Raw genomic sequence first — 20,317 nt, 5'->3', positions numbered from 1 at the left:
AACATCTACCCGGCGAGCGCTCAGCGGAAGAGGTCGAGGCTGTTGCCGATCATGACGGTGGCGAGGACGGTCAGGAGGATGACGGTGATGGTGTTGAGGTTGGCCAGGAGCCAGGTTTCGACGCTCTTGAGGGTTGGGGCCGATCTGTCTGGGCCCATGATCGCGACCGCCAGCAGTGGGGTGAGGACTGTCGCGGAGGCGGCGAGGACGAAGATGCCCGCGGCGATGGCCGTGGTGCCAGGGGCGAGGCCGGCGCCGCCGATGTAGCTGGCCGCGCTCACGACGAGCGGGAGGTTCTTCAGGTTCGCCAGGGCCGCGGCCGCGCCGGTCAGGACCAGGGCGGGTGCGGCCATCGTGGCGATCCGGTCGACGATCGCTGGGCGGGGTGGCGGCACGCCAGGCTCCGGCCGTTTGCGCCAGTACCGGACAGCCAGTACGGCGAACAGGACGCCGACCGCGAGCTGAATGAGGTCGACCCCGTCACGCGCCGCCTCCGCGTTCTTCTCCGCGACCGTGTCAGTGAGCCACGCGACGAGTCCGACCGCGATCGCCAGCGCGCCGACCCAGCCCGCGGCGAAGCTCAGCCCGGCACGCACCGGGCGGCGCGACATCAGCACCAGCACGATGCAGACCATCGGCACGGGACTCAAGGCGATCGCCATCGCCTGGGGAAGCACCGCACCGACGACAGGCCACAACCTCACCACTCCTTCGAGAGCTCAGGCACTCTTCGGCGGCCGGGTCGGCGGGACCTGCATGACCTCGAGGATGTCCACCCCCAGCATGTCGAGGTGGTTGAGGATACCGGCCAGCGCCGCCTGGTCGTCCAGGTATCCGTGCAGGACGGTCTGCGCCGGTTCCGAGTCGGCGGCCAGCGAAGGAAACGCGTCGGTCAGGTCGGATGACAAGGTGCCCTTCACCCGGATGACGTAATGGCCCATAGGAACGCCCCCTTTCACGGCCCCTCGACACGACTCTCCAGCGTCCGGCGCCGGGAAGCATCACCCTTCCTGGACGACGAGCCGTCCGACTGGCGGACTCTCACCCAGCGGGGCCGGGGCGGTTTGCCCGTCGTACGGTCGAAGCAAGCATGACCCCGGGCAGTCAGGGGGAGGGATCACCTGGATCGGGTGACCTGACCGGTCCCGCTGAGTCGGAGACGGATGGTGCGCGGATGGCTTCTGCGTGCGCATGCTGGCGCCATGACGGCCCGCGCTTGGAAGATGGCTCTGCCGCTGGTGCTGTCCGCCGTGCTGACCTTGCTGCTCGTCGGCCGGGCCGATGCGGCCGTCGCCGCGGGTTCCCCGGAGGATGCCGCCGGGCAACTGCTGGCCGACCGCTACTCCCCCGTCGTCCGGCTCCAGCAGGGTTCGTCGAGATGCGAGGACGGTGAGCAGTTCCAGCCCACCGACGTCGAGGCCGTCCTGGGTGACCAGCAGGTCGCGCTCCGTGGGCCGTGGCGGCCGCCCGACCTGGTCAAGACACAGCCCCAGGACCAGGACCTCGGCCTCGGCTACCCAGGTCATTTCCTGGACTTCCCGGGCGATCCGCTGCGCCCTGGGTGCGACTATGCCGAGTGGTCGGCGCGGATCAACGCGGTGCATCCGGCGACCGTCTACGCCCATGTGGCCAAGGACCCCGGGTTCCCCGGGCAGATCTCGCTGGAGTACTGGTTCTTCTACGTCTTCAACGACTACAACAACACTCACGAGGGCGACTGGGAATCGATCCAGCTCGTCTTCGACGCGCCGACGCCCGCGGCCGCACTGGCCACGCACCCGACCGCCGTCGGGTTCAGCCAGCACGGCGGCGCCGAGCGGGCCCGGTGGGGCGACGCCAAGCTCGAGATCGTCGACGGAACCCATCCGGTCGTCTATCCGGCCGCGGGTTCGCACGCGAACAAGTTCGGTCAGCGCCTCTATCTCGGTCGCGGCTCGGAGGGCCTGGGTTGTGACGACACGACCAGGCCGAAAGCACCGATGAGTCCGCACGTCGCCTACGTGCCGATGGCCACCGCGGACTACGTCAAGGAGTATCCCTGGCTGGCGTTCGAGGGACGGTGGGGCGAACGGCAGCGGTCCTTCTTCGACGGACCCACCGGGCCGAACATGAAGGACTCGTGGACCGCGCCGATCCAGGACGCCGAGACGACCTGGCGGGACGACAGCGGTGTCGTCCCGGCCGGCTCCCTGCTAGGCCCGAGCAGCACCGGCGCGTTCTGTGCGGCGGTCGCGGCCGGATCGAACCTGGTCCGCGAAACCCTCGACCGGACCTGGCTGCTCGGCCTGATCCTCGCCGCGCTCGTCGCGTTGATCTGGTTCGCGGCGAGCCGGACGCGGTGGAGTGACGCCGATCCGCTGCCTGCCCGGAAGCGGCGGGCCTGGGGGCAGGCTGTCACCGCCGCGCTGCGCTTGTTCCGGCTTCGGCCGATCCTGTTCGCCGGCTTCGCGGCGGCGTTCGTCGTACTGAGCCTCTGCACGGTCGTCCTGACCGAGTTTCAGATGGCCCGACGCGACGCTCCCACCGACCTCGGCGCTCCGACCGAGAACGCGCCCGGTCTGTGGGCGTCCCTGGTGGCGCTGGCGGTCACGATCCTCACGATTGCGACGTACGGCGCCCTGCTGGCGACCGTGACGACGACGCTCGACCAGCTGGACCGGGGCCTCCAGGTGACGGCCAAGCTCACGGTGCGCGAGGTGGTCTCGAACCGACGGCCACTGGCCCGCGCAGCCGTGCAGTACTGGGTCGTGTTCACCGTCCTCGCGCTCTTCATCGCGACGATCCCAGTGGCCATCTACTACGCGGTCAGCCGGGCGTTCGCCGTACCCATCGTGGTCGCTGAACGCTCCTCCGGACGTACGGCGCTGAGACGCAGCCGGATGCTGGTCAGGGGCCGGTGGTGGCGAACCGCTGTGCCACTGGCGATCATCATCGGACTCGGCCTAGCCGCCGGCCCGATCGCCGGCATCGTCCTGCTGCTCGCCACCGACCTGGACCCCACGCTGATCAACCTCGTGACGTCGATCATGTTCGCCCTCGCGATGCCGATCACCGCCGCGGCCGTCGCGTACCTGTACTTCGACCGCGCCGCCTTCGCGCGGGAATCACCTGGATCGGGTGAGCACCCGGACGGGGGCCGAACCTATTCTCAGGGTGGCGACGGGAGCGTCGAGCAAGACCTGCCCTCGGTGCGCTCCGACTCCTGAGCGGACCGGAGGAGGTCCAAATGGTCCAGGCCGACAGCGAACCGCCGACGCCGGCAGCCACACCGCCGGACGACCGGCGCCACCTGCTGTGGATCGCGATCGCGACCGGCGTGATCGTCGTGGCCGCGCTGATCATCGTCGCCGTGCGGAGCGACGACGATACCTCCGGGGCGTCGTCGCCGGCTGATGCCAGTACGGCGATGTGCCCCGCGATCCCGCTGGCGAACCAGGTCCTGCCGTCGATCGTGACGATCGCGGCGAGCCGTGGCGCCCAGGCCGGCACCGGGTCCGGGCAGGTCTTCCAGGACGGTGGGTACATCCTCACCAACGACCACGTCATCTCGGTCGCCGCGGGTGGGGGCAACGTCTCGGTCCGGTACAGCGACGGTCACAGCTCCGACGCCACGATCGTCGGCCGTGATCCCAGCACCGACCTGGCGGTGCTCAAGGCCGCCGACGGCGCGAAGGACTACCCGGTGATCACTCTCGGGTCGTCGGCGTCGCTGCAGGTCGGCCAGCCCGTCGTCGCCCTGGGCGCTCCGCTCGGCCTCGCCAGCACGGTCACCTCCGGCATCGTCAGCGCGCTGGATCGCTACGTTCCGGTGCCGGGCGACGGTGTCACCCACCATCTGATCGGCGCGATCCAGACCGACGCGGCCATCAACCCCGGCAACAGCGGCGGCGCCCTGGTCGACTGCTCCGGGCGCCTGGTCGGAGTCAACGCGGCGATCGCCACGGTGCCGAACGAGGCCGGGGTCAGCGGCGGCGGCAGCGTCGGCCTCGGCTTCGCGATCCCGGTGGACCTGGCGAAACCGATCGCCGACGAACTCATCCGGACCGGACAGCCGGGTCACCCGACGACCGGCCTGCAGGTCCAGGAGATCCCGCCCGCGGTCGCCAAGGCGGCGGGCACCGAGACCGGCCTGTTCGTACTCGCGGTCGACCCCGGCGGCCCGGGTGCCAAGGCCGGCCTGCAACCAGGCGACATCATCACCGAGGTCGACAACGCCCCGGCCGTCAGCAGTGAGCAGATCGTGGTCGCGACACTGACCCGCAAGGTCGGCGACACCATCGAGCTGACCTACCTGCGGGGAGGCACTTCGGCCACCACCACCCTCACCCTGGGCGCGCCGTAGTACTCACGCGGGCGGGACCGGCTGCGAGGCCAGCAGGTCGAACCCGAGCCGGCGGGCGAGGAACTCCGCGGCCAGCTGTCCTTTGATGCTGTTGCCGGCCTGGTCCAGCCGCGGTCCGAACGTTCCCAGCCCACCCTTACCGGGCGAGACCGTCACGATCCCGCCACCGATCCCGCTCTTGCCCGGAACCCCGACGTCGAGCAGCCAGTCTCCGGAGGTCTCGTACAGGCCCGCGATCGTCATCACCGCCAGTGTCACGCGCGCGACATCCGCATCGATCACCCGTTCCTGCGTCGTCGGGCAGACGCCGCCGTCCGCCAGCGTCGCCCCCATCATCGCCAGATCTGTCGCGGCGACGCTCAGACAGCTCTGCCTGGTGTAGAGCTCGGTCGCCTCCTCGGGATCACCAGCCAGCCCGCCGACACTCCGCAGGAGGGCGGCGAGGGCGCGGTTGCGGTGATTCGTGGCCAGCGCGGACGCGAGTACGTCGTCGTCCAGAACGAGCTCCCGGCCGGCGAAGCGGGACAGACCGTCGACGATGAACTGCCACCGGTCATCCAGCGAACGACCCGGTGTCAGGCTGGTCGTCGCGATCGCACCGGGATTCACCATCGGGTTGGTCCGCCCCTGCGGAGATCGCTCGACCGCCTGCACCGAGTTGAACGGCAAGCCGGTCGCATTCACGCCCACCAGGGCGCGGATGGCATCGACCCCGACCGCCTGACACATCAGGGCGAACACGAACGGCTTGGCGACGCTCATCATCGTGAACAACCGGCCGGAGTCGCCCGCCTCGAACCGGCGTCCGTCGATCGCCACGACACACAGACCGAACGCCTCCGGTTCCACCCGGGCCAAGGCGGGATACACATCCGAAACTGTCCCGTCGCCGACGCCGCGAAAGCGCTCGTACGCCGCCTGGACCAGCTCGGCGACCGTGGTGACTTCGGGCAGGCCGCCGGTGGATACGTACCTGTCGGCGTTCGGCATGTCAGAACGGCCAGACCAGCGGGACGATGACCAGGGCCGTGAGGAGCCACCAGGCCATCACGATGAGACCGAGCTTCCAGTAGTCACCGAAGCGGTAGCCGGCGGGACTCATGATCATCATGTTCGCGGGCGTCGAGATCGGGGTCAGCAGCGACGCCGCTCCGGCCACGGCGATCAGCATCAGGACCGGCTTGACGGAGGTCCCGGTCCCCTGGGCGGCGGCCACTGCGATCGGCGCCACAATCAGGACCGTCGCGGTGTTGCTCACCATCTGTCCCAGGGCGGCGGTGAGGGCGAAGAGGGCCAGCAGCAACAAGTACGGCCGGCCCGGCCCGATCGCGTCGATGATCAGGTCGGCGATCCGGTCCGCGCCACCGCTGGACTGGATCGCGGCCGACAACGGGATCAGGGCGCCGATCAGTACGACGATCTGCCAGGAGATGGCGCGATAGGCCTGTTGCGGTCCGACCACCTTCGTCAGCACCATCGCGGTCGCGGCGAGCAGACCCGCCATCGCGGGCGGGACCGCGCCGGTGGCGAGCAGGACGACCATCGCACCCAGGATCGCGACCGCGATCGATGCCTTCGGCCCCCACGGCACGGCCTGGCGCCGGACGAGTTCCGGCGAGTCCACGAGCAGGACGTCCCGGTCCCTGGTCAGCTCGTCGAGCGCCGGCCACGGGCCGTGGACGAGGATCGCGTCGCCCTCGGCCAGCTGGGTCTGCCGGTTGCCGCGGTCCTTGCCCATCCGCTGGACGGCGATGATGACGAGGTCACCGCTCCGGCGCATGCCCGGAAAGACTGTCTCGCCGACGAGAGACGATCGCGGTGGGATGACGACCTCGACCACTCCTGCTTCACGAGTCATCAGGTCGTCGACCGGCGTCGGCGCCATTCTGACCGCGAGTGCCGAGTCGGCGGTCAGACTGCTCACCTGCTCCGTCGGACCGGTCACCACCAGGACGTCACCGACACCGATGGCCGCATCCGCGCGGTACTGTCCCTGCCCGTCCTGCACGCCGACGATCACCACGTCCGGGTACGCCGTGAGGTCGAGCTCGCCAACCCCCCGTCCGAGCAGCGGCGAGAGCTCACGCACCTGGAGCCGGTAGAAGCCGTCGGCCCGGTCGTAGTGCTCATCGAGCGTCTGAGCATGGACGGCGAAGTCGACAGCCGGATTCGCGGGCCGGGCGGCCGGCAACAGCTTGGGGCCGAGCAGGACCGAGATCGCGATGGTGCCGACGACGAGCGGAACTCCGACCACCGCGAACGAGAAGAACGGGAATGCACCCGCGTCGGCATCGCTGGCCGCCTCGGAGACGATGATGTTGACGGGCGTGCCGGTCAGCATCAGCAGCGATCCGGCGCTCCCCGCGAAGGTCAGCGGCATCAGCATCCGCGACGGTGGCTGACCGATGCGCACGGCAAGCATCACCACGAGCGGAAGCAGCGCCGCGACCGCTCCGTTGAGCGTGATCAGGGCCGCCAGCAGGGCACACAGACCGGTGACGGCGATCAACAGCCGCGCTCGCGTCGTTCCGGCGTACCTGACGATCGCCTGGCCGGCCCAGGCGGTCACCCCGGTGGAGTCGATGCCCTCGCTCACCACGAACAGCGTGGCGATGAAGATGACGACCGGATCGCCGAACCCCGCGAGTACGGCGGTGAAGCCCAGCACTCCGGTCGCCCACAGGGCCAGGGCGACGAGCACCGCGACCACGTCGACGGGCAGCCTGTTCCACACGAACAGAGCGACGGCGAGCCCCAGGATGATCAGGCTCACCGTGCCGTCATCCATGACGCCCCCTAGCCAAGATGCACTGGTGCATCCGGGCCCCACGGAATGCCGATGGCGTACCACGCGATGTAGAAGAGAGTCCACGTGACCAGGACGATGAACGTGTACGGGAGCATCATCGACACCACGGTGCCGATGCCGGCCTTCTTCCGGTACCGCTGACAGACGAGCACGATGAACGGCAGGTAGACCATCAGCGGAGTGATCACGTTCATCGGCCCGTCGCCGACTCGGTACGCCGCGATCACGGTCTGCGGCGCGATGCCGAGCCGGTAGAACAGCGGGACGAAGATCGGCGCCAGGATCGCCCACTTCGGGATCACCCCGGGCATGATCAGGTCGATGATCGCGACGAGCAGGATGAAGCCGATCAGCAGCGGCAGGGCGCCGATGTCGGCCCGCTCGAGCAGGTCGGCCAGACCGGTCGCGGCCAGCGTCGAGATGTTGCTGTAGTTGAAGTAGGCGATGAACTGGGCGATCAGCAGCATCAGGAAGATCAGCCCACCGAGCCCGTTGAACGTCTTCACGATCGCGTTGATGACGTTCGTGCTGCCGACCAGGGACTTCGCCCCCCGGCCGTACCCGAGGCCGGCCGCGAGGAACAGCATCGAGATGATGAAGAGCAGACTGCTCATGAACGGCGAGTTTCCGAAGATCTCGCCGGTGTCGGGGTTGCGCAGCGGCGCCCCCGGGATGAAGGTCAGCGCCGAGATGATGGCAACGGCAACCAGCAGGTAGTAGACCGACCACCGCAGTCCGCGCGACTCCAGCGCCATCTCCTCGTCATTGGGCTGGTGATCGACCGGCGCGTCGGACGGGGCCTCGGACGGGTCGTACTTGCCGAGCCTGGGTTCGAGCAGCCGCTCGGTGATCACCGTCATGACGAGCGCGCAGAAGATCGTCGAGGCGATGCTGAAGTAGAGGTTCTGCGTGACGTTGAGATGCACGTCGGGGGCGACCAGCGCGATCGTCTCGTTCGTGACCTCGGTGATGATGCCGTCGGCCGGGGTGATCAGGATGTTGACGAAGAAGGCCGCGCTGACCCCGGCGTACGCCGCGGCGATGCCGGCCAGCGGATGTCGCCCGAGGGATGCGAACGCGGCCGCGCCCAAGGGAATCAGGACCAGATAGCCGGCATCGGACGCGACGCTGGAGATGCCGCCGAGCAGGACGATGATGAACGTGATCGCGCCCTTCGGCGCCACTTTGACCATCTTGCGGATCAGCGCCGCGATCAGGCCGGCTTCCTCGGAGACACCGACTCCGATCATCGCGACCAGGATGACGGCGACGACGCCGAAGTCGTTGAAGTTCTGGACGGCCGTGGTGAACATGAAGCGGATGCCGTCGCCGTCCAGCAGGCTCTCCGCGGTGATCGTCTCCTTGTGCACCTCGAACTTGGGCACGGCCGGCGCCGGCGGTGCGTCGTTGCCCGGGACGCTGGTCCCGCCGGGGTACTCGGGCTCGACCTGGGCCGTCCCGGGCTCGGCGACCTCGGTGGTCACGCTCGTCCCGGTCCAGGCCAGGATCTGCGAGGCGACGATGACGATGACGATGAGCCCCAGGAAGATCAGCGCCGGGTGCGGGACCTTGTTGCCGGCCTTCTCGATGCCGTCCAGAACCTTCTGCATCCCGCCCTTCTTGACGGGTTTCTCGGGGACCGCCTCGGCGGTCATGACGCCGCCATGGCAGAGTCGGCGGGGCGGGAGAACCCGAGCGCGAACTCGATCAGCAACTTCGTGCCGAACCCGGTGGCGCCCTTGTTCCGCCAGGTTCTCGGCGCCGGCAGCTGAGCCGTGCCCGCGATGTCGACGTGGGCCCAGGGCCGGCCGTCGACGAACTCCTCGAGGAACAGCGCGGCGGTGATGGATCCGGCGTTGACGCCGCCCATGTTGGTGAGGTCCGCGATCGAGGAGTCGAGCTGGGACCGGTACGGCCGGTGCAGCGGAAGCTCCCAGACGGGCTCGTCGACGACGTCACCCGCGCGCCTCAACTGCTCCACCACTGCGGAGTTGTTGCCCATGACACCGGCGATCTCGACACCGAACGTGCGCAGGCAGGCGCCGGTCAAGGTGGCGATGTCGACGATCGCGTCGACCGGTTCCTCAGTTGCCAGCGCCAGTGCGTCGGCCATCACGAGACGTCCTTCCGCATCGGTGTTCAAGACCTCGACCGTCGTACCGTTGCGCATCCTCAGCACGTCACCGAGCTTCATGGCCGACCCCGACGGCATGTTGTCGGTGCACATCAGATAGCCGGTCACCGCCGCCGTACATCCCAGCGCCTGCAGGGCGGTCATCGAGGCGAGCACGGCCGCGGCGCCGGTCATGTCGTTCTTCATCTGGGCGTGCGACTCGTCGCTCGGCTTCAGGCTGATCCCGCCGGAGTCGTACATGACGCCCTTCCCGACCAACGCGATCCGACCCGTCGGGTTCTCGGGCTGGTAGCGGAGCCGGATCATCCTGGGCGGCTCCACACTCCCCCGGTTGACTCCGAGCAGGCCTCCGCAGCCCAGCTCGATCAGCTGGTCCTTGTCGAACACCTCGACCACAAGGCCGGCCGGCGGACCGACTTCCTGGGCGACCTCGGCCATCCGGACCGCCGACAGGGTGGTCGCCGGGCAGTTGGCCAGATCGCGGCCGAGGCAGTACGCCTCGGCGATGATGCGACCGCGCTCGACGCCGCGGCCGATCTCCTCGGCGTCCTCGTCGGGTGCGACCACCAGCAGTGATTCGAGCGGAGCCCGGTCGGCGTCCTTGCCGACGAAGTACCGCCAGCGGGCCAGCAGCACACCTTCGGTCACCGCCTGCGCGAACTCGGCGCGGGAGATCCCCAGGTCCCGGGACGGCACCTCGATCGCGAGGCGCTTGTGCCAAGGGACCGCGCGGGCGAACTCCGCGGCCAGATCGCGCGCGAGCGTGGCGTCGATCCGCTCCGGCGCACCGGTCCCGACGGCGACCCGGACCGGACCGTCCTCCCTGGTCCGAACCAGGGTCTGGCCCCGCTCACCGGTGAATCCGGCGGACGCCAGCCCGGCCGCGTCGGTGCCCAGCTCGTCCGGAGGCTCCTTGCCGAGGGCAACCGGCACGGCGAGCGCGTCCGCCGCCTCCTCGGCCTGCTTCAGCGAACCGACGCCGACCGGTACCCGGTGACGCGTCGAAGGGATCGGATCGAAGTCGTCTCGGGTCGTGTTCACGTGATCTCCTCCGGCCGGAGCTCGGCAGCGGCGGTGGACGACGCGCCCACCGTTCCGCGACGCTCCATCCCATCAACCGGGCGCGCCTCTCGTCCTCCTCCGATTGAGGTGACCTCGGAGCGCCGCAGCGGGCGTCGGAAAGTTACCGGGTCACCCGGTGCGGGGGATGAATCAGCCGAAGGGCTGTCCGCCGCCCTGCGTCAGGCCGGCGGCACGGGCGACTCGAAGGGCCGCCGAGCGCTTCTCCACCCCCAGCTTGCGGTAGAGCGACATCAGGTGGGTCTTCACGGTGTTCTCGGTGATGTAGAGCGCCTGGGCGATCTCGGCGTACGAACTGCCGAGGGCGAGCTGGTCGAGCACATCCGCCTCGCGGGCGGTCAGCCGGATCCGGGCACCGTTGACCACGGCGTCCAGGCGACGCGGCGGTGGGGCATGCCCGTCCGGCCGGGTCCGCGCCAGCAGGGTCAGGCCCCGGGACTCACTCGACCCGGCCAGGTAGTCGGTCAGTTTCCCGAGCGCGAGAGCGGCGAACGGATGCGGGTTCGGTCCGTCGACGTGCCTGCGCAGCTGGTCGAGGAACCCCGGTTCGCCACTGGCCGGGACGAAGGCTTGCAGGACGCGCTGCGGAGCCACCCGGTTCAGGGTGTCCACCAGCGAGACATCGGCAGCGGGCCCATCGCCCATCCGGGCCAGCAGGACAGTGCGGAACGCTGCCGCAGCGGACGTGATCGGAGGGTACGGGTCGGGTCGATCGAGGATCTGATCGATCCTCGACACGGTAGCCTGCAGGTCACCCCGGCCGACCGACAGCATGGCCCGGAGCAACTCGGCCTCGGTCGCGCTGCCGGTCCGGTCGAGCTCCCGGAGCTGCGCCTCGATGCCGGCCCGGTCCCCGAGCAGAATCGCCAGCCGGACGCGCAGGAGTGCGAGGTCCCGGGACAGGAACGACGGCAGCGGTCCGGCCCCCGCGGGATCGGTGGTGAGCGCGGTCAACGCCTCGTCGAGGCGACCGGCCTCGATCAGCAGTTCGGCGAGCAGGATCGAGCGCAACGCCGTGACCACGGTGTCGGAGTCGGCCAGGTCGGTCGCGACCAGGAGCTGGTGCCAATGCCAGGCGGCGTCGAGATCCAGCTGGCTCATGGCCGCGAACCCCATCACGACGTGGGCCCGGACGGCGTACTCCTGCGGCAGCCCGTCCTCGCCGACCACGTCGAGGGCCGCCTGCGCCGACTGGGCCGCATTCTGCAGCTGGCCGCGCGCGTACTGCACGACGGCCCGGTGCGCGAGACCACCCGCGACCAGCCGCGTGTGGCCGGCCATCCGAGCCGTGACGAGGGCCTCGTCCAGGTGGCTGAGCGCGGCATCGAGTTCGTCGGCCCAGGTCTCCGCCGCCGCGAGCTCGATCAGCAACCAGGCCAGCCGCTCCGGCGCGAGTACGGCGCGACGCCCGGGGTCACCATCGGTCGGCTCCAGCCCCAGCGTGGACCGTGCCCGGCCGATCGCGGCGTGGACGTCCTGCCAGCCGTAGCGGGATTCCCACAGCCGGAGCAGTACGGCGTCCGCCTCCAGGGCGTCGTCGTCAGGTGTCACCGGCTGACGCGCCGTCGCACCGACCAGCTCGTCGGCCGAGGCTGCGTCCATGACTGCTCCGGTGACGTCCCCGGACACGCGTCGCAGCAATCCGCGGACACCGATCAGGTGCGGGTGAGCGGCGAGGTAGCCGTCCGGGAGAGCCTCGAAGCCGGCCGTGACGAGGGCGAGATCCCCGGCGGCCAGGATCTCCGGCCCGTGGCCGAGCAGGATCCGGGCGACGAGTGCCGGGTCCTCGGCGCCCAGCGCGCTCCGCAATGCAGTCCCGCCGTCGCCCCGGTTCTCGTAGTACAGGGCTGACCGGCGCTGCGCCGCGACGACCATGCGCGCGTCCTCGTTGCTACCGGCAACCCGGCGGCGGAGCAGCTCGACGAGCAGCGGGTGGTAGCGATACAGCGGGTCGCTGCGCTGGCCGTCGGCGTACGCCGTCACCAGCAGTCCGCTGCCGGCGAGATCCGCGAGCATCGCACCGGCGTCCGCGTCGCCGCTGAGCATCACCGCGAGGTGTCCAGTCACTGCGGTGGCTCCGAACGTACTCAGCAGCATCGCCTGGACCCGCGCGTCGAGCGTGCTCAGGGTCTCGCCGAGGAGCAGGTCGAGCACCGGCCGCTGATTGGCGAGCGGCCAGACGACAGCGCCGGACGCGGCGAAGGCCCGGGCCGCGAGCACCAGCGCGGCCGCCCAGCCGGCTGTCTGCTCCTGGAACAGGGAGATGTCTTCCGCGGTGGCATTGCTCGCATGTGCCTGCACGAGTGCGGTGGCCTCGGCGTCGTTGAAGCGCAGATCCCTCGACCGCAGGGTCAACGCCATACCGCCCAGCTCGAGCTCGGGCACCGGCAATGGGAGGTCGTACCGGGTCGCAAGCACGAGCCGGACCGCGTGCGGCGACTTCCTCAGCATCCGGGACAAGTCGGCGACAGTGTCGGCCGGGAGCAGGTGAGCGTCGTCGACGACGACCGGGTCGGGCGGTCTGGTGCCGTCGGCGCCGGCCGCCTCGTCGATCGTTTCGGCCAGCGCGCCGGCCGCCTGACCCGGCACCCAGACCACGGACTCGCCCGCCTGTCTTCGGCGTGCGACCCAGTCCGACAGGAGGACCGTCTTGCCGGTGCCGGCGGGCGCCACCAGCATCGTCAGCGGTGCTCGCGCGCCGAGATCGAGTGCGGAATGCAGCCGCTCGCGAGTCACCAGCGTCAGCGGCGGCCGCGGGACGCGACCGCCTGACGAGCGCTGGATCTCCTCGCTCGTCTGGTCTGGCGTCGGGGTCGTCACCCTCGTCGCCCTCCCCTGGCCGACGTGTCCTGCTCTGCTCGGGTCCTGTTCCTTCTACGCCCTCAAAATAACGAGACTAACCGGTTCACCTCGGTAACGGCAGGCCCATTCGGTCCTTTGTCACCCTTTTGGTCCCTCCTGGTCGCGCTTGACGCGAGGCGTTTTGGCCCCGATCCACACCGCCACGCCGATCAGCGCACCGATGCCGAGCAGCCAGCCCCACAGGCCTTCGGAGACCGGACCGAGCCGCCCCAGCCCGAAGCCGCCGGGGTCCTTCGTCTGCTGCAGATTGACGAGGTAGGCGATGATGGCGCGCTTGTCCTCGGGCAGGAGCACGCCGTCGGAGAAGACCGGCATCTGCTGCGGGCCGGTCAGCATCGCCTGGTACATGTTCTTGGGCGACGTCTCCATCAGCGACGGTGCATAGCGTCCGTTCGGCAGCGCACCACCGCGCCCGGCGAAGTTGTGACACGCCGTGCAGTTCGTCCGGAACAGCTCACCGCCGCGGACGATCTCCTCATCCGTCACCTTGCTGACGTCGTACGACTCCGCGGCCGGAATCGCGGGTCCAGGGGCGAGGGAGGCGACGTACGCCGACAGCGCCGCGATCTCCTCGGCCGTGTACGCCGGAGGCTTCTGCGGCACCTGGGCACCGGTCTGAGCGGCCGGCATCCGTCCCGTGCTGACCTGGAAGTCGACCGCGGCCGCGCCGACGCCGATCAGCGACGGCCCGGTGATGTGTCCCTCGCCGTCGGTTCCCCCCTCGGCGTGGGCACCGTGGCAGCTCGAGCACCCGACGGCGAACAGCTTGCGTCCCTGCTCGATCTGCTCGGACTGCGGCCCGTCCGCACCGGCCGCGCCGTCCGGCACGAGTACGGCGTACGCGAGGCCGACCATGACCAGCGCCGAGCCAACCACCAAGGTCCTTGCGAACTTTGCCCTTCGCATCTCCGCACCTCCCGTCGCGGGACAAACTGACATGACCGCAAGCCGGCTGGGATCCCCCGATTCGGGCGAGCCCTCAGCGGGCGTCGCGCTTGGCCTGCCTACGCGCGCCGGTGGCCCGGGTGGAGGCGTCCTTCTTCAAGCCACCCGTGGTCTTGGTTGCCCGCGCCCTGGTGCGCGCCTCCGGCTTCGGTTGGTCGACGGCGCGCATCGTCGGTGCACCGGCACCCGACTTGGCCGCCCGGGCCGCCTCGAGCCGCTCGCTGCGCAGCTCCATCGACGCCCGGTTGGCGACCACGGCGACCTCGCGGCTCACCCTCGCCAGGACCGACTCGAACAGCTCCGCCTTGTCGCGATCGCGTTGGTTCTTCGGGTAGGACATCCCCCGGCCACCGGTCTGCGCGACGGCGGCACTCGCGGCGCGCCGGTAGTTCTTCACGTACTTGGTCCGTGCCCGTCGGATCCGCTGGTGCAAGTCCAGGAGTTCGTCCTCGTCCAGGCGCTTCAGCTCGTCCCGCTCGGTCTCGGCCACGAGCAGACGCTCGGCGTCGGTCAACGAGTTCAGCAAGCCACGGTTCATCGCAGTCTCCTCCCCGCTGTCCGCAGACTACGTGAGGTAACTCAACCCTGGTAGAACCGACGCGTCCCGATTAACCTTGAAATCAGGGCCGGGTGGCCGGCTGTGGCCGGCGGCGGAGGGGCGTGGACCCAGGCTCTAACGGGGTTCTCCCGGGGGATCTGATGACGTGGGTGCTCGACCTTGGCGGAGGTTCACGTACCAAGGCGATCGCGCGCGCGATCTCCGGTTCGCACCCGGATCTGCGGTCGGTGACCGCTCCCGAACCAGGCGAACTCACCGGCGTCGTCGTGTGCTCGGCCTTCTCCCGCGATCTCGAACAGACCCTCGCGCTGGCGGCGTCCACCAACGCCCACGTGATCGTCGTATCCGAGGCAGGACACAGCCTCGAGCCCTGGTCGCTGCTGGCCTGCGGTGCGACCGACCTGATGATCTGGGCCGGCGATCCGCTGCCGATCCAGGCTCGCCTCGAGCGACTGATCGAGGTCGAGAACGTCGTCGAGTCGGCGCCGGTGGCCGACGTGATCCGGGGTACCAGCCCGGCCTTGCGGCACGCGTTGCGGGACCTGGTCACGGCCGCCAAGTTCGGCGGTGGACCGATCCTGATCACCGGCGAGACCGGGACCGGGAAGGAACTGGCCGCGAAAGTGGCGCACACGGTGAGCGCGGCGGGCCGGTCCGGGCACCTCGTGGTGGTGGACTGCACGACGATCGTGCCGACACTGTCGGGCTCGGAGTTGTTCGGCCATGAGCGGGGAGCGTTCACGGGCGCGGTGAGCGTGCGGACCGGCGCGTGCGCGGCCGCCAACGGCGGGACGCTGATGCTCGACGAAGTGGGTGAGCTCCCCCTCGAGTTGCAGCCGGAACTGCTGCGCGTGGTCCAGGAGGGCATGTACAAGCGGGTCGGCGCCGACACCTGGCAGCACACGAGTTTCCGGCTGATCTGTGCCACCAACCGCGTCCTGGAGGACGACGTGATCGCCGGACGGTTCCGGGCCGACTTCTACTACCGCATCGCGGCGTACTCCGTGCAGCTGCCGCCGCTGCGGGACCGGCCCGGCGATCTGATCCCGTTGTTCCGCAGCTTCGTGTCCGAAGCCCAGGGTCAGGCCGAACCGGCCGAGGTGACACCGGAGGTGGAGATCGCGTTGCGGCGGCGGGACTATCCCGGCAATCTCCGCGACCTGCGGCAGCTCGCCCATCGGGTCGCGTCGCGGCACGTCGGCCCCGGGCCGGTGACTCCGGGGGATCTCCCGCCATCGGATCGCCCGCCGGCCGTGGACGGTACGACGGACAACCGGGTGCCGACCCTGATGGAGTCGATCAGGCAGCAGCTGCGGCAGGGCATGACCCTGCGGGAACTGCGGGACTACGTCGCCGACCTGGCCGTGACGGCAGCCATCGAAGACTCCGGGGGCAGCGTCCGGGCGGCTGCGGCACGGCTGGGCGTCACCGACCGGGCGTTGCAGATGCGCCGGGCCAAACGACGTACCTAGGCAACCTCCCGATCAGCCATCGCCTCCAGTTCCGACGCCAGCTCGGCGTACAGCGGATCACGCAACTCGTGCGCCAGCTCCCGGTAGAAGTCCGCGAGCTCGGAATAGGTCATGTCCGGGCCCGGTGCGGGACCGCCTGCGGTCGTCCACTTCCGCTGGGGAGTCGCCAGCGCGACCGCCAGTTTCACCCGCTCCTGGACTACGGGCTCGACCGCCCAGCCGAAGGCGGGCGCATGGTCCACCGGCGGGTGACTCATCGTCGGTTCCAGTTTGGTGAATCCCAGGTAGTGCCACCTCCCGGGCTGGTTGTACGCCGCCAATGTGGGTTTCGGCTTGGCGTTCACCACCACCGCGTAGACCCGCAGGTACTTCGCCATGCCCTTGCTGAGCGGATTGCCGCGGGAGTCGGTCCCCACGTAGGTCGCGAGCACCCCGCTCGGAAGGTTGGCCTTCTCCAGGCGGGCGCCGAGCTGAGCCAGGCCGGAGCGGATCCCGGAGAGCGTGTGTGGCTTGATCTCCACGTACCCCGGCGTGCGCAGCGTCAGGCTCCGCCCCTGCGAGGATGCGGGCGGCAGGAAGCTGGTCGCCCAGTTCCGGACCTCGGACTCCTGCGGTGTGATGGTCATCGTTCGTACCTCCGGTTCTGGGTGGCCGCTCGATCAAGCGACGGACGGGCCGAGCGGCGGGCGGTCCGGGTCAGTCGGAGCAGGTTGCCGCCGAGGACCTGGGCGGTGTCTGCTGGTTCGAGGTGGAGGGCATGGATCTTGCTGATCTCCACGGCCGGATGGAGGAACGGGCCGTCGGAGCCGAACAGCACCTTGTCAGGTCCGGCCCGCCGTACCGCGTCAGCCAGTACGTCGAAGTAGCGCACGCCGGCGGTGTCGGTGAAGAGGTTCGGCAGCCGGACCAGTTGGTCGACGAAGGCGATCTGGGCCTTCCAGTCGTCGGAGAACGACGACAGGTGCGGGATGATCCACGCGACCTCCGGGTACGCCGTCGCCGCCATCTCCACGGTGGCGGTGTCGCCGGCCGGGTCGTACAGGATCGGCAGCTTTCGGCGCCGGGCGACCTCGGCGATCTCCCGGGTGATCCGGCCGTCCTTCCAATGCACCTTGATGCCGCACGCACCCCAGGCTCGTGCCTCGTCCACCATCACAGCGATCCGCCCTCGATCGGTCACCGGATTGACGAAGGCGAAGCCCAGGTAGCACTGCGGTTCGGCCATCACCATCGCACCCACCGCCCGGTTGGCGGAGCGGTAGTCCGAGGTGAGCGGAGCCAGCAACACCGTCACGTCGATGCCGGCCTCGCGCGCACGCACGCGGTAGTTGTCGAGCGACGCGTCGGTGTCCCACGGGCCGGTGAACCCGTCGCCGAGGCCCGCGTGGCAGTGCGAGTCGATCACCGGAAGGCGTCTCATGCCGCACCTCGTCGTCCGGCGATCGCCCGCAAGGCCACCGTGAGCCGGTCGAGATCGGTGGGCGTGTGATCGGCACGCACCAGAAAGGTGAGCATGACCCCGCGCTTGCACCGTGACTGCTGCAGTACGGCGCGGATGCCGGCGAACTGGAGTTGCGACCACCATCTCTGGGCGTCTGACCCCGGTAAAGGGATGCTCACGACCGGGAACGGCAGGCCGTTGACCGACAGGCCGATATCACGCAGACGGTTGCGCAAGCGCAGTACATGCCCTTGCAGCCGGGTACGGCGAGCTCGGTTGTCGTTCGTGTCGTGCAGCGCCGCACCCGCGGCCGCCAGGTCGGCGGCCGAGGGCGGGCTGCTGTGGACCCGATTGCCGCCGTCCGCAGCCAGTCGCCTGATCGTCGACGATTCGCCGGTCGTCACCGCGAGCGGCGCCCCACAGGCCTTGGCCAACGACGCGACCCAGACGATCGCCGTGTGGTCCAGCCCGCACCATCCCGGCGTACCGCTGCCGTCACCGAACACCTCGCCGTGCCGTTTGTTGCCTAGGACACCGAACGCCAGTGAGTCGTCGACGATGAGTTCGCCACCCGTGTCGTGAGCAAGCCGCCGCAGGTCCGGCAGCGGCGCCGGCCGGTTGCAGCCGGGGCACCACCCGTCGGTCAGCACGAACAGCCGTCGCCCAGGCTCGGCGACGATCGCCTCCGGACGGTGATGCGGAAACCTGCGTACCACTGCGCCGTTGGCCGCTGCCCGCAGTGCAGCCCACTCGGCGAGCGAGTAGGCTGCCGCGTCGATCGCGACGAGGTCGCCGCGTTGCGGGATCATCCCCATCACGTCCATCAGCGCATGCAGGGCGGAACGGCCGACCACGCCGGCGGGCGCACCTTGCGCTGCCGCGACGGCGGCAGCGACCCGGTGCGCGACCGGCGCCTCGTGCAGCACCGCGGGTACGCCGGTCGTGAGCGAAGCCCATGGCGGCAGCGAACTGCTGCCGTGCCGCAGGCCGAGGAACAACGACGACGTGAAGTCGAGCCTCGGGTCCGTCGCGACATGACCGGTCACGCTCGTCGGATTTGCCGCGCGCCGCGGCGAGCCAGCAGGACCGAGGGCATGGTGGCGTCGACCGAGGTCTGCAGATCGACCCCGGTGACGGTCCGGTAGGCGTGGATGTAGCGCTGGATCTCGTTCCGCCACGTCAGTGCCCAGTTCGCGGCGTCCTCGCGGGTCCGGCTCGACTCGTTCCAGCGGCCGTGCCGGATCGACAGCAGGATCTGCTCGCCGTGGACGGCCAGCTCGAAGAAGTGCGTGATGCTGGCCTCGGGCCACCCCTGGATGCTCTTCATGGTGTCGACCCGGTCCATCCAGTCCTCTTCGTACGGGACCATGGTCGGGCCGCCGAGGAACTCCCGCATCTCCGGCTGGGCCAGGATCCACTGCATCGTCAGCATCTCCGCGCGCGCCACCAGCGGCAGGTCGGCGAACTGGTTGTGCGCCCCGTGCGCCAGCACCAGATGGACCTCGCGCAGGCTGCTCAGCAACGGGAACGCGTCGGCGTCGACGGTCTTGTCGTCCCGCTCCTTGAAGAACTCGTGCGCCGCGTGCATCAACGCGTGGAAGCCCTCGAGGAACTGCGTCCGCCGATCCACCATCGTGTACGGCGGTGGCACGGCACGACCGACCAGCGGCAGGCCGTACTGCACCATGTACTCCGCCGCCCGCCGGCGCACCGTCAGCCGGCTCTGCTCGTCCTCGGTGAATCCCCAGAGCAGGTTGCGCAGTGGCAGCAGCGGATTCAGGTCGAACCGGGCCAGAGCGTCGTACTGCGGCCCGATCCGGCGGTTCTGGAACCGGGCGAGGATGTGGTTCATCGTCTGCACGAGGCCGCCTTCCTCGTGCCAGTAGTTCCAGATCAACTCGACGAACGGCACGTTCGGCAGCGGGAACTGCGCGGCAGGTCCCCCGCCGCCCGCCCTGGCCGCCACCCCCTGGTCGTTCCGGAACTGGACATCGGGGGCGAAGCGCAGGAACGGCTGCGCCAAGTCGTCGCGCTCGCTGCTCACGTACGACCGCTCGAGCCCGCCGGTGACGGTTCCCAGCGAGATCTCGTCCTTGAGCAGCCGCCGCTTCTCGATCGCGCGCAGCGGGTCGGCGGCGGCCTCGACGAAGGTCTCGGCGGCCCGGAAGAGCCGGCGGTACGCGTCGGTGCCGAACCACTCTGGCCCGGACAGCCCGGTGAGCTTGGGCTCGACGAACTCGTGGAACTCCTCGAACCGCAGTTGCCCGGTGAGCTCACGGATGAAGCTCCAGAGCACTTCGTCGGCGCTCTGCGGCGGGTCGCCCGCCACCAGGGCGACCGTCTGGGTCGGCACCTGCGGTGTGAGCGCGGCGAGCACCGGGATGGCCACTTGCGGGTCACCCTCGTTGGGGCCCTCCTTTCCCCTGGTGATGGTCAGCGTCTTGTTCCCCTCGACGGCGAACAGCACCTCGGGTTCGAAGTCCAGGCCGCGCCGCATCCGATGGGTCTCGCCGGTGCCGAAGGGGTTGACGTCGTCGGCCGCGACAGTGAGCCGGAAGGTGTAGTCGCCCGGGTCATCGGTGTCCTCGAGCAGGATCTGCAGGACGGCCCGCTGGCCGGCCCGGATGGGATCCGGTGTCCACGAAACGTGCACGGTCGTGTCCTTTCGATAGT

16 protein-coding genes are annotated in these 20,317 nt (G+C 69.6%); 3 read left to right on the top strand and 13 right to left on the bottom strand.

Features of this window, described 5'->3' with window-relative positions; translation table 11 throughout:
- Positions 1–20: 20 nt before the first annotated feature.
- A complete protein-coding gene (locus tag OG876_RS31850; protein WP_328520371.1) occupies positions 21–704 on the bottom strand; it encodes a GAP family protein in 684 nt (227 codons plus the stop codon).
- 15 nt (positions 705–719) lie between these two features.
- A complete protein-coding gene (locus OG876_RS31845) occupies positions 720–941 on the bottom strand; it encodes a hypothetical protein (protein ID WP_328520370.1) in 222 nt (73 codons plus the stop codon).
- A 261-nt stretch (positions 942–1,202) separates the two neighbouring features.
- On the opposite strand from OG876_RS31845, the gene OG876_RS31840 reads away from it, so the two are divergent.
- The gene (locus tag OG876_RS31840; protein ID WP_328520369.1) at positions 1,203–3,206 is read left to right on the top strand and encodes a hypothetical protein; all 2,004 of its coding nucleotides are present in this window, start codon (positions 1,203–1,205) and stop codon (positions 3,204–3,206) included.
- Positions 3,207–3,226: 20 nt separating this feature from the next.
- On the top strand, positions 3,227–4,342 hold the full coding sequence (locus OG876_RS31835; RefSeq protein ID WP_328520368.1) for a S1C family serine protease: 1,116 nt from the start codon (positions 3,227–3,229) through the stop codon (positions 4,340–4,342).
- 3 nt (positions 4,343–4,345) lie between these two features.
- On the opposite strand, the gene glsA is transcribed toward OG876_RS31835, so the two are convergent.
- From glsA to OG876_RS31800, 7 genes are all read right to left on the bottom strand, one after another.
- Positions 4,346–5,332, bottom strand: coding sequence for a glutaminase A (gene glsA, locus OG876_RS31830; protein ID WP_328520367.1), 987 nt, complete (start codon positions 5,330–5,332; stop codon positions 4,346–4,348).
- Position 5,333: 1 nt separating this feature from the next.
- Positions 5,334–7,130 (bottom strand): SLC13 family permease, encoded by a 1,797-nt coding sequence (locus tag OG876_RS31825; protein ID WP_328520366.1) that lies wholly within the window; start codon positions 7,128–7,130, stop codon positions 5,334–5,336.
- 8 nt (positions 7,131–7,138) lie between these two features.
- Positions 7,139–8,806 carry an AbgT family transporter gene (locus OG876_RS31820; RefSeq protein ID WP_328520365.1) on the bottom strand — a complete coding sequence of 556 codons (1,668 nt, stop codon included), beginning with the start codon at positions 8,804–8,806 and terminating at the stop codon, positions 7,139–7,141.
- Entirely contained in the window at positions 8,803–10,326 is a 1,524-nt protein-coding gene (locus tag OG876_RS31815; RefSeq protein ID WP_328520364.1) for a leucyl aminopeptidase family protein, read from the bottom strand. Before OG876_RS31815 ends, OG876_RS31820 begins: the two co-directional genes overlap by 4 nt.
- A 171-nt stretch (positions 10,327–10,497) precedes the next feature.
- Positions 10,498–13,185 (bottom strand): LuxR C-terminal-related transcriptional regulator, encoded by a 2,688-nt coding sequence (locus OG876_RS31810; protein WP_328520363.1) that lies wholly within the window; start codon positions 13,183–13,185, stop codon positions 10,498–10,500.
- A gap of 120 nt (positions 13,186–13,305) precedes the next feature.
- On the bottom strand, positions 13,306–14,133 hold the full coding sequence (qcrC, locus tag OG876_RS31805; protein ID WP_328520362.1) for a cytochrome bc1 complex diheme cytochrome c subunit: 828 nt from the start codon (positions 14,131–14,133) through the stop codon (positions 13,306–13,308).
- 73 nt (positions 14,134–14,206) lie between these two features.
- The gene (locus tag OG876_RS31800) at positions 14,207–14,710 is read right to left on the bottom strand and encodes a hypothetical protein (RefSeq protein WP_328520361.1); all 504 of its coding nucleotides are present in this window, start codon (positions 14,708–14,710) and stop codon (positions 14,207–14,209) included.
- A gap of 161 nt (positions 14,711–14,871) precedes the next feature.
- On the opposite strand from OG876_RS31800, the gene OG876_RS31795 reads away from it, so the two are divergent.
- Positions 14,872–16,203: a sigma-54-dependent transcriptional regulator gene (locus OG876_RS31795; protein WP_328520360.1), complete on the top strand. Its 1,332-nt coding sequence runs from the start codon at positions 14,872–14,874 to the stop codon at positions 16,201–16,203.
- Here the strand turns inward: OG876_RS31795 and OG876_RS31790 are convergent.
- Genes OG876_RS31790 through OG876_RS31775 form a run of 4 tightly spaced genes read right to left on the bottom strand, consistent with a single transcriptional unit; the run spans position 16,200 to position 20,297 of the window.
- A complete protein-coding gene (locus OG876_RS31790) occupies positions 16,200–16,829 on the bottom strand; it encodes a hypothetical protein (protein ID WP_328520359.1) in 630 nt (209 codons plus the stop codon). The two genes, OG876_RS31795 and OG876_RS31790, sit on opposite strands and share 4 nt — an antisense overlap.
- Positions 16,826–17,623, bottom strand: coding sequence for an amidohydrolase family protein (locus OG876_RS31785; RefSeq protein WP_328520358.1), 798 nt, complete (start codon positions 17,621–17,623; stop codon positions 16,826–16,828). Before OG876_RS31785 ends, OG876_RS31790 begins: the two co-directional genes overlap by 4 nt.
- The gene (locus OG876_RS31780) at positions 17,620–18,690 is read right to left on the bottom strand and encodes an aminotransferase class I/II-fold pyridoxal phosphate-dependent enzyme (protein ID WP_328520357.1); all 1,071 of its coding nucleotides are present in this window, start codon (positions 18,688–18,690) and stop codon (positions 17,620–17,622) included. Before OG876_RS31780 ends, OG876_RS31785 begins: the two co-directional genes overlap by 4 nt.
- Complete coding sequence (locus OG876_RS31775; protein WP_328520356.1) at positions 18,687–20,297, bottom strand: hypothetical protein; 1,611 nt, start codon at positions 20,295–20,297, stop codon at positions 18,687–18,689. Before OG876_RS31775 ends, OG876_RS31780 begins: the two co-directional genes overlap by 4 nt.
- Positions 20,298–20,317 lie beyond the last annotated feature (20 nt).

The sequence above is a fragment of the Kribbella sp. NBC_00359 genome, from assembly GCF_036097425.1.
Classification (GTDB): domain Bacteria; phylum Actinomycetota; class Actinomycetes; order Propionibacteriales; family Kribbellaceae; genus Kribbella.
The sequence above is the reverse complement of the archived record's forward strand: the minus strand, read 5'-3'. Positions and strand labels throughout refer to the sequence as shown.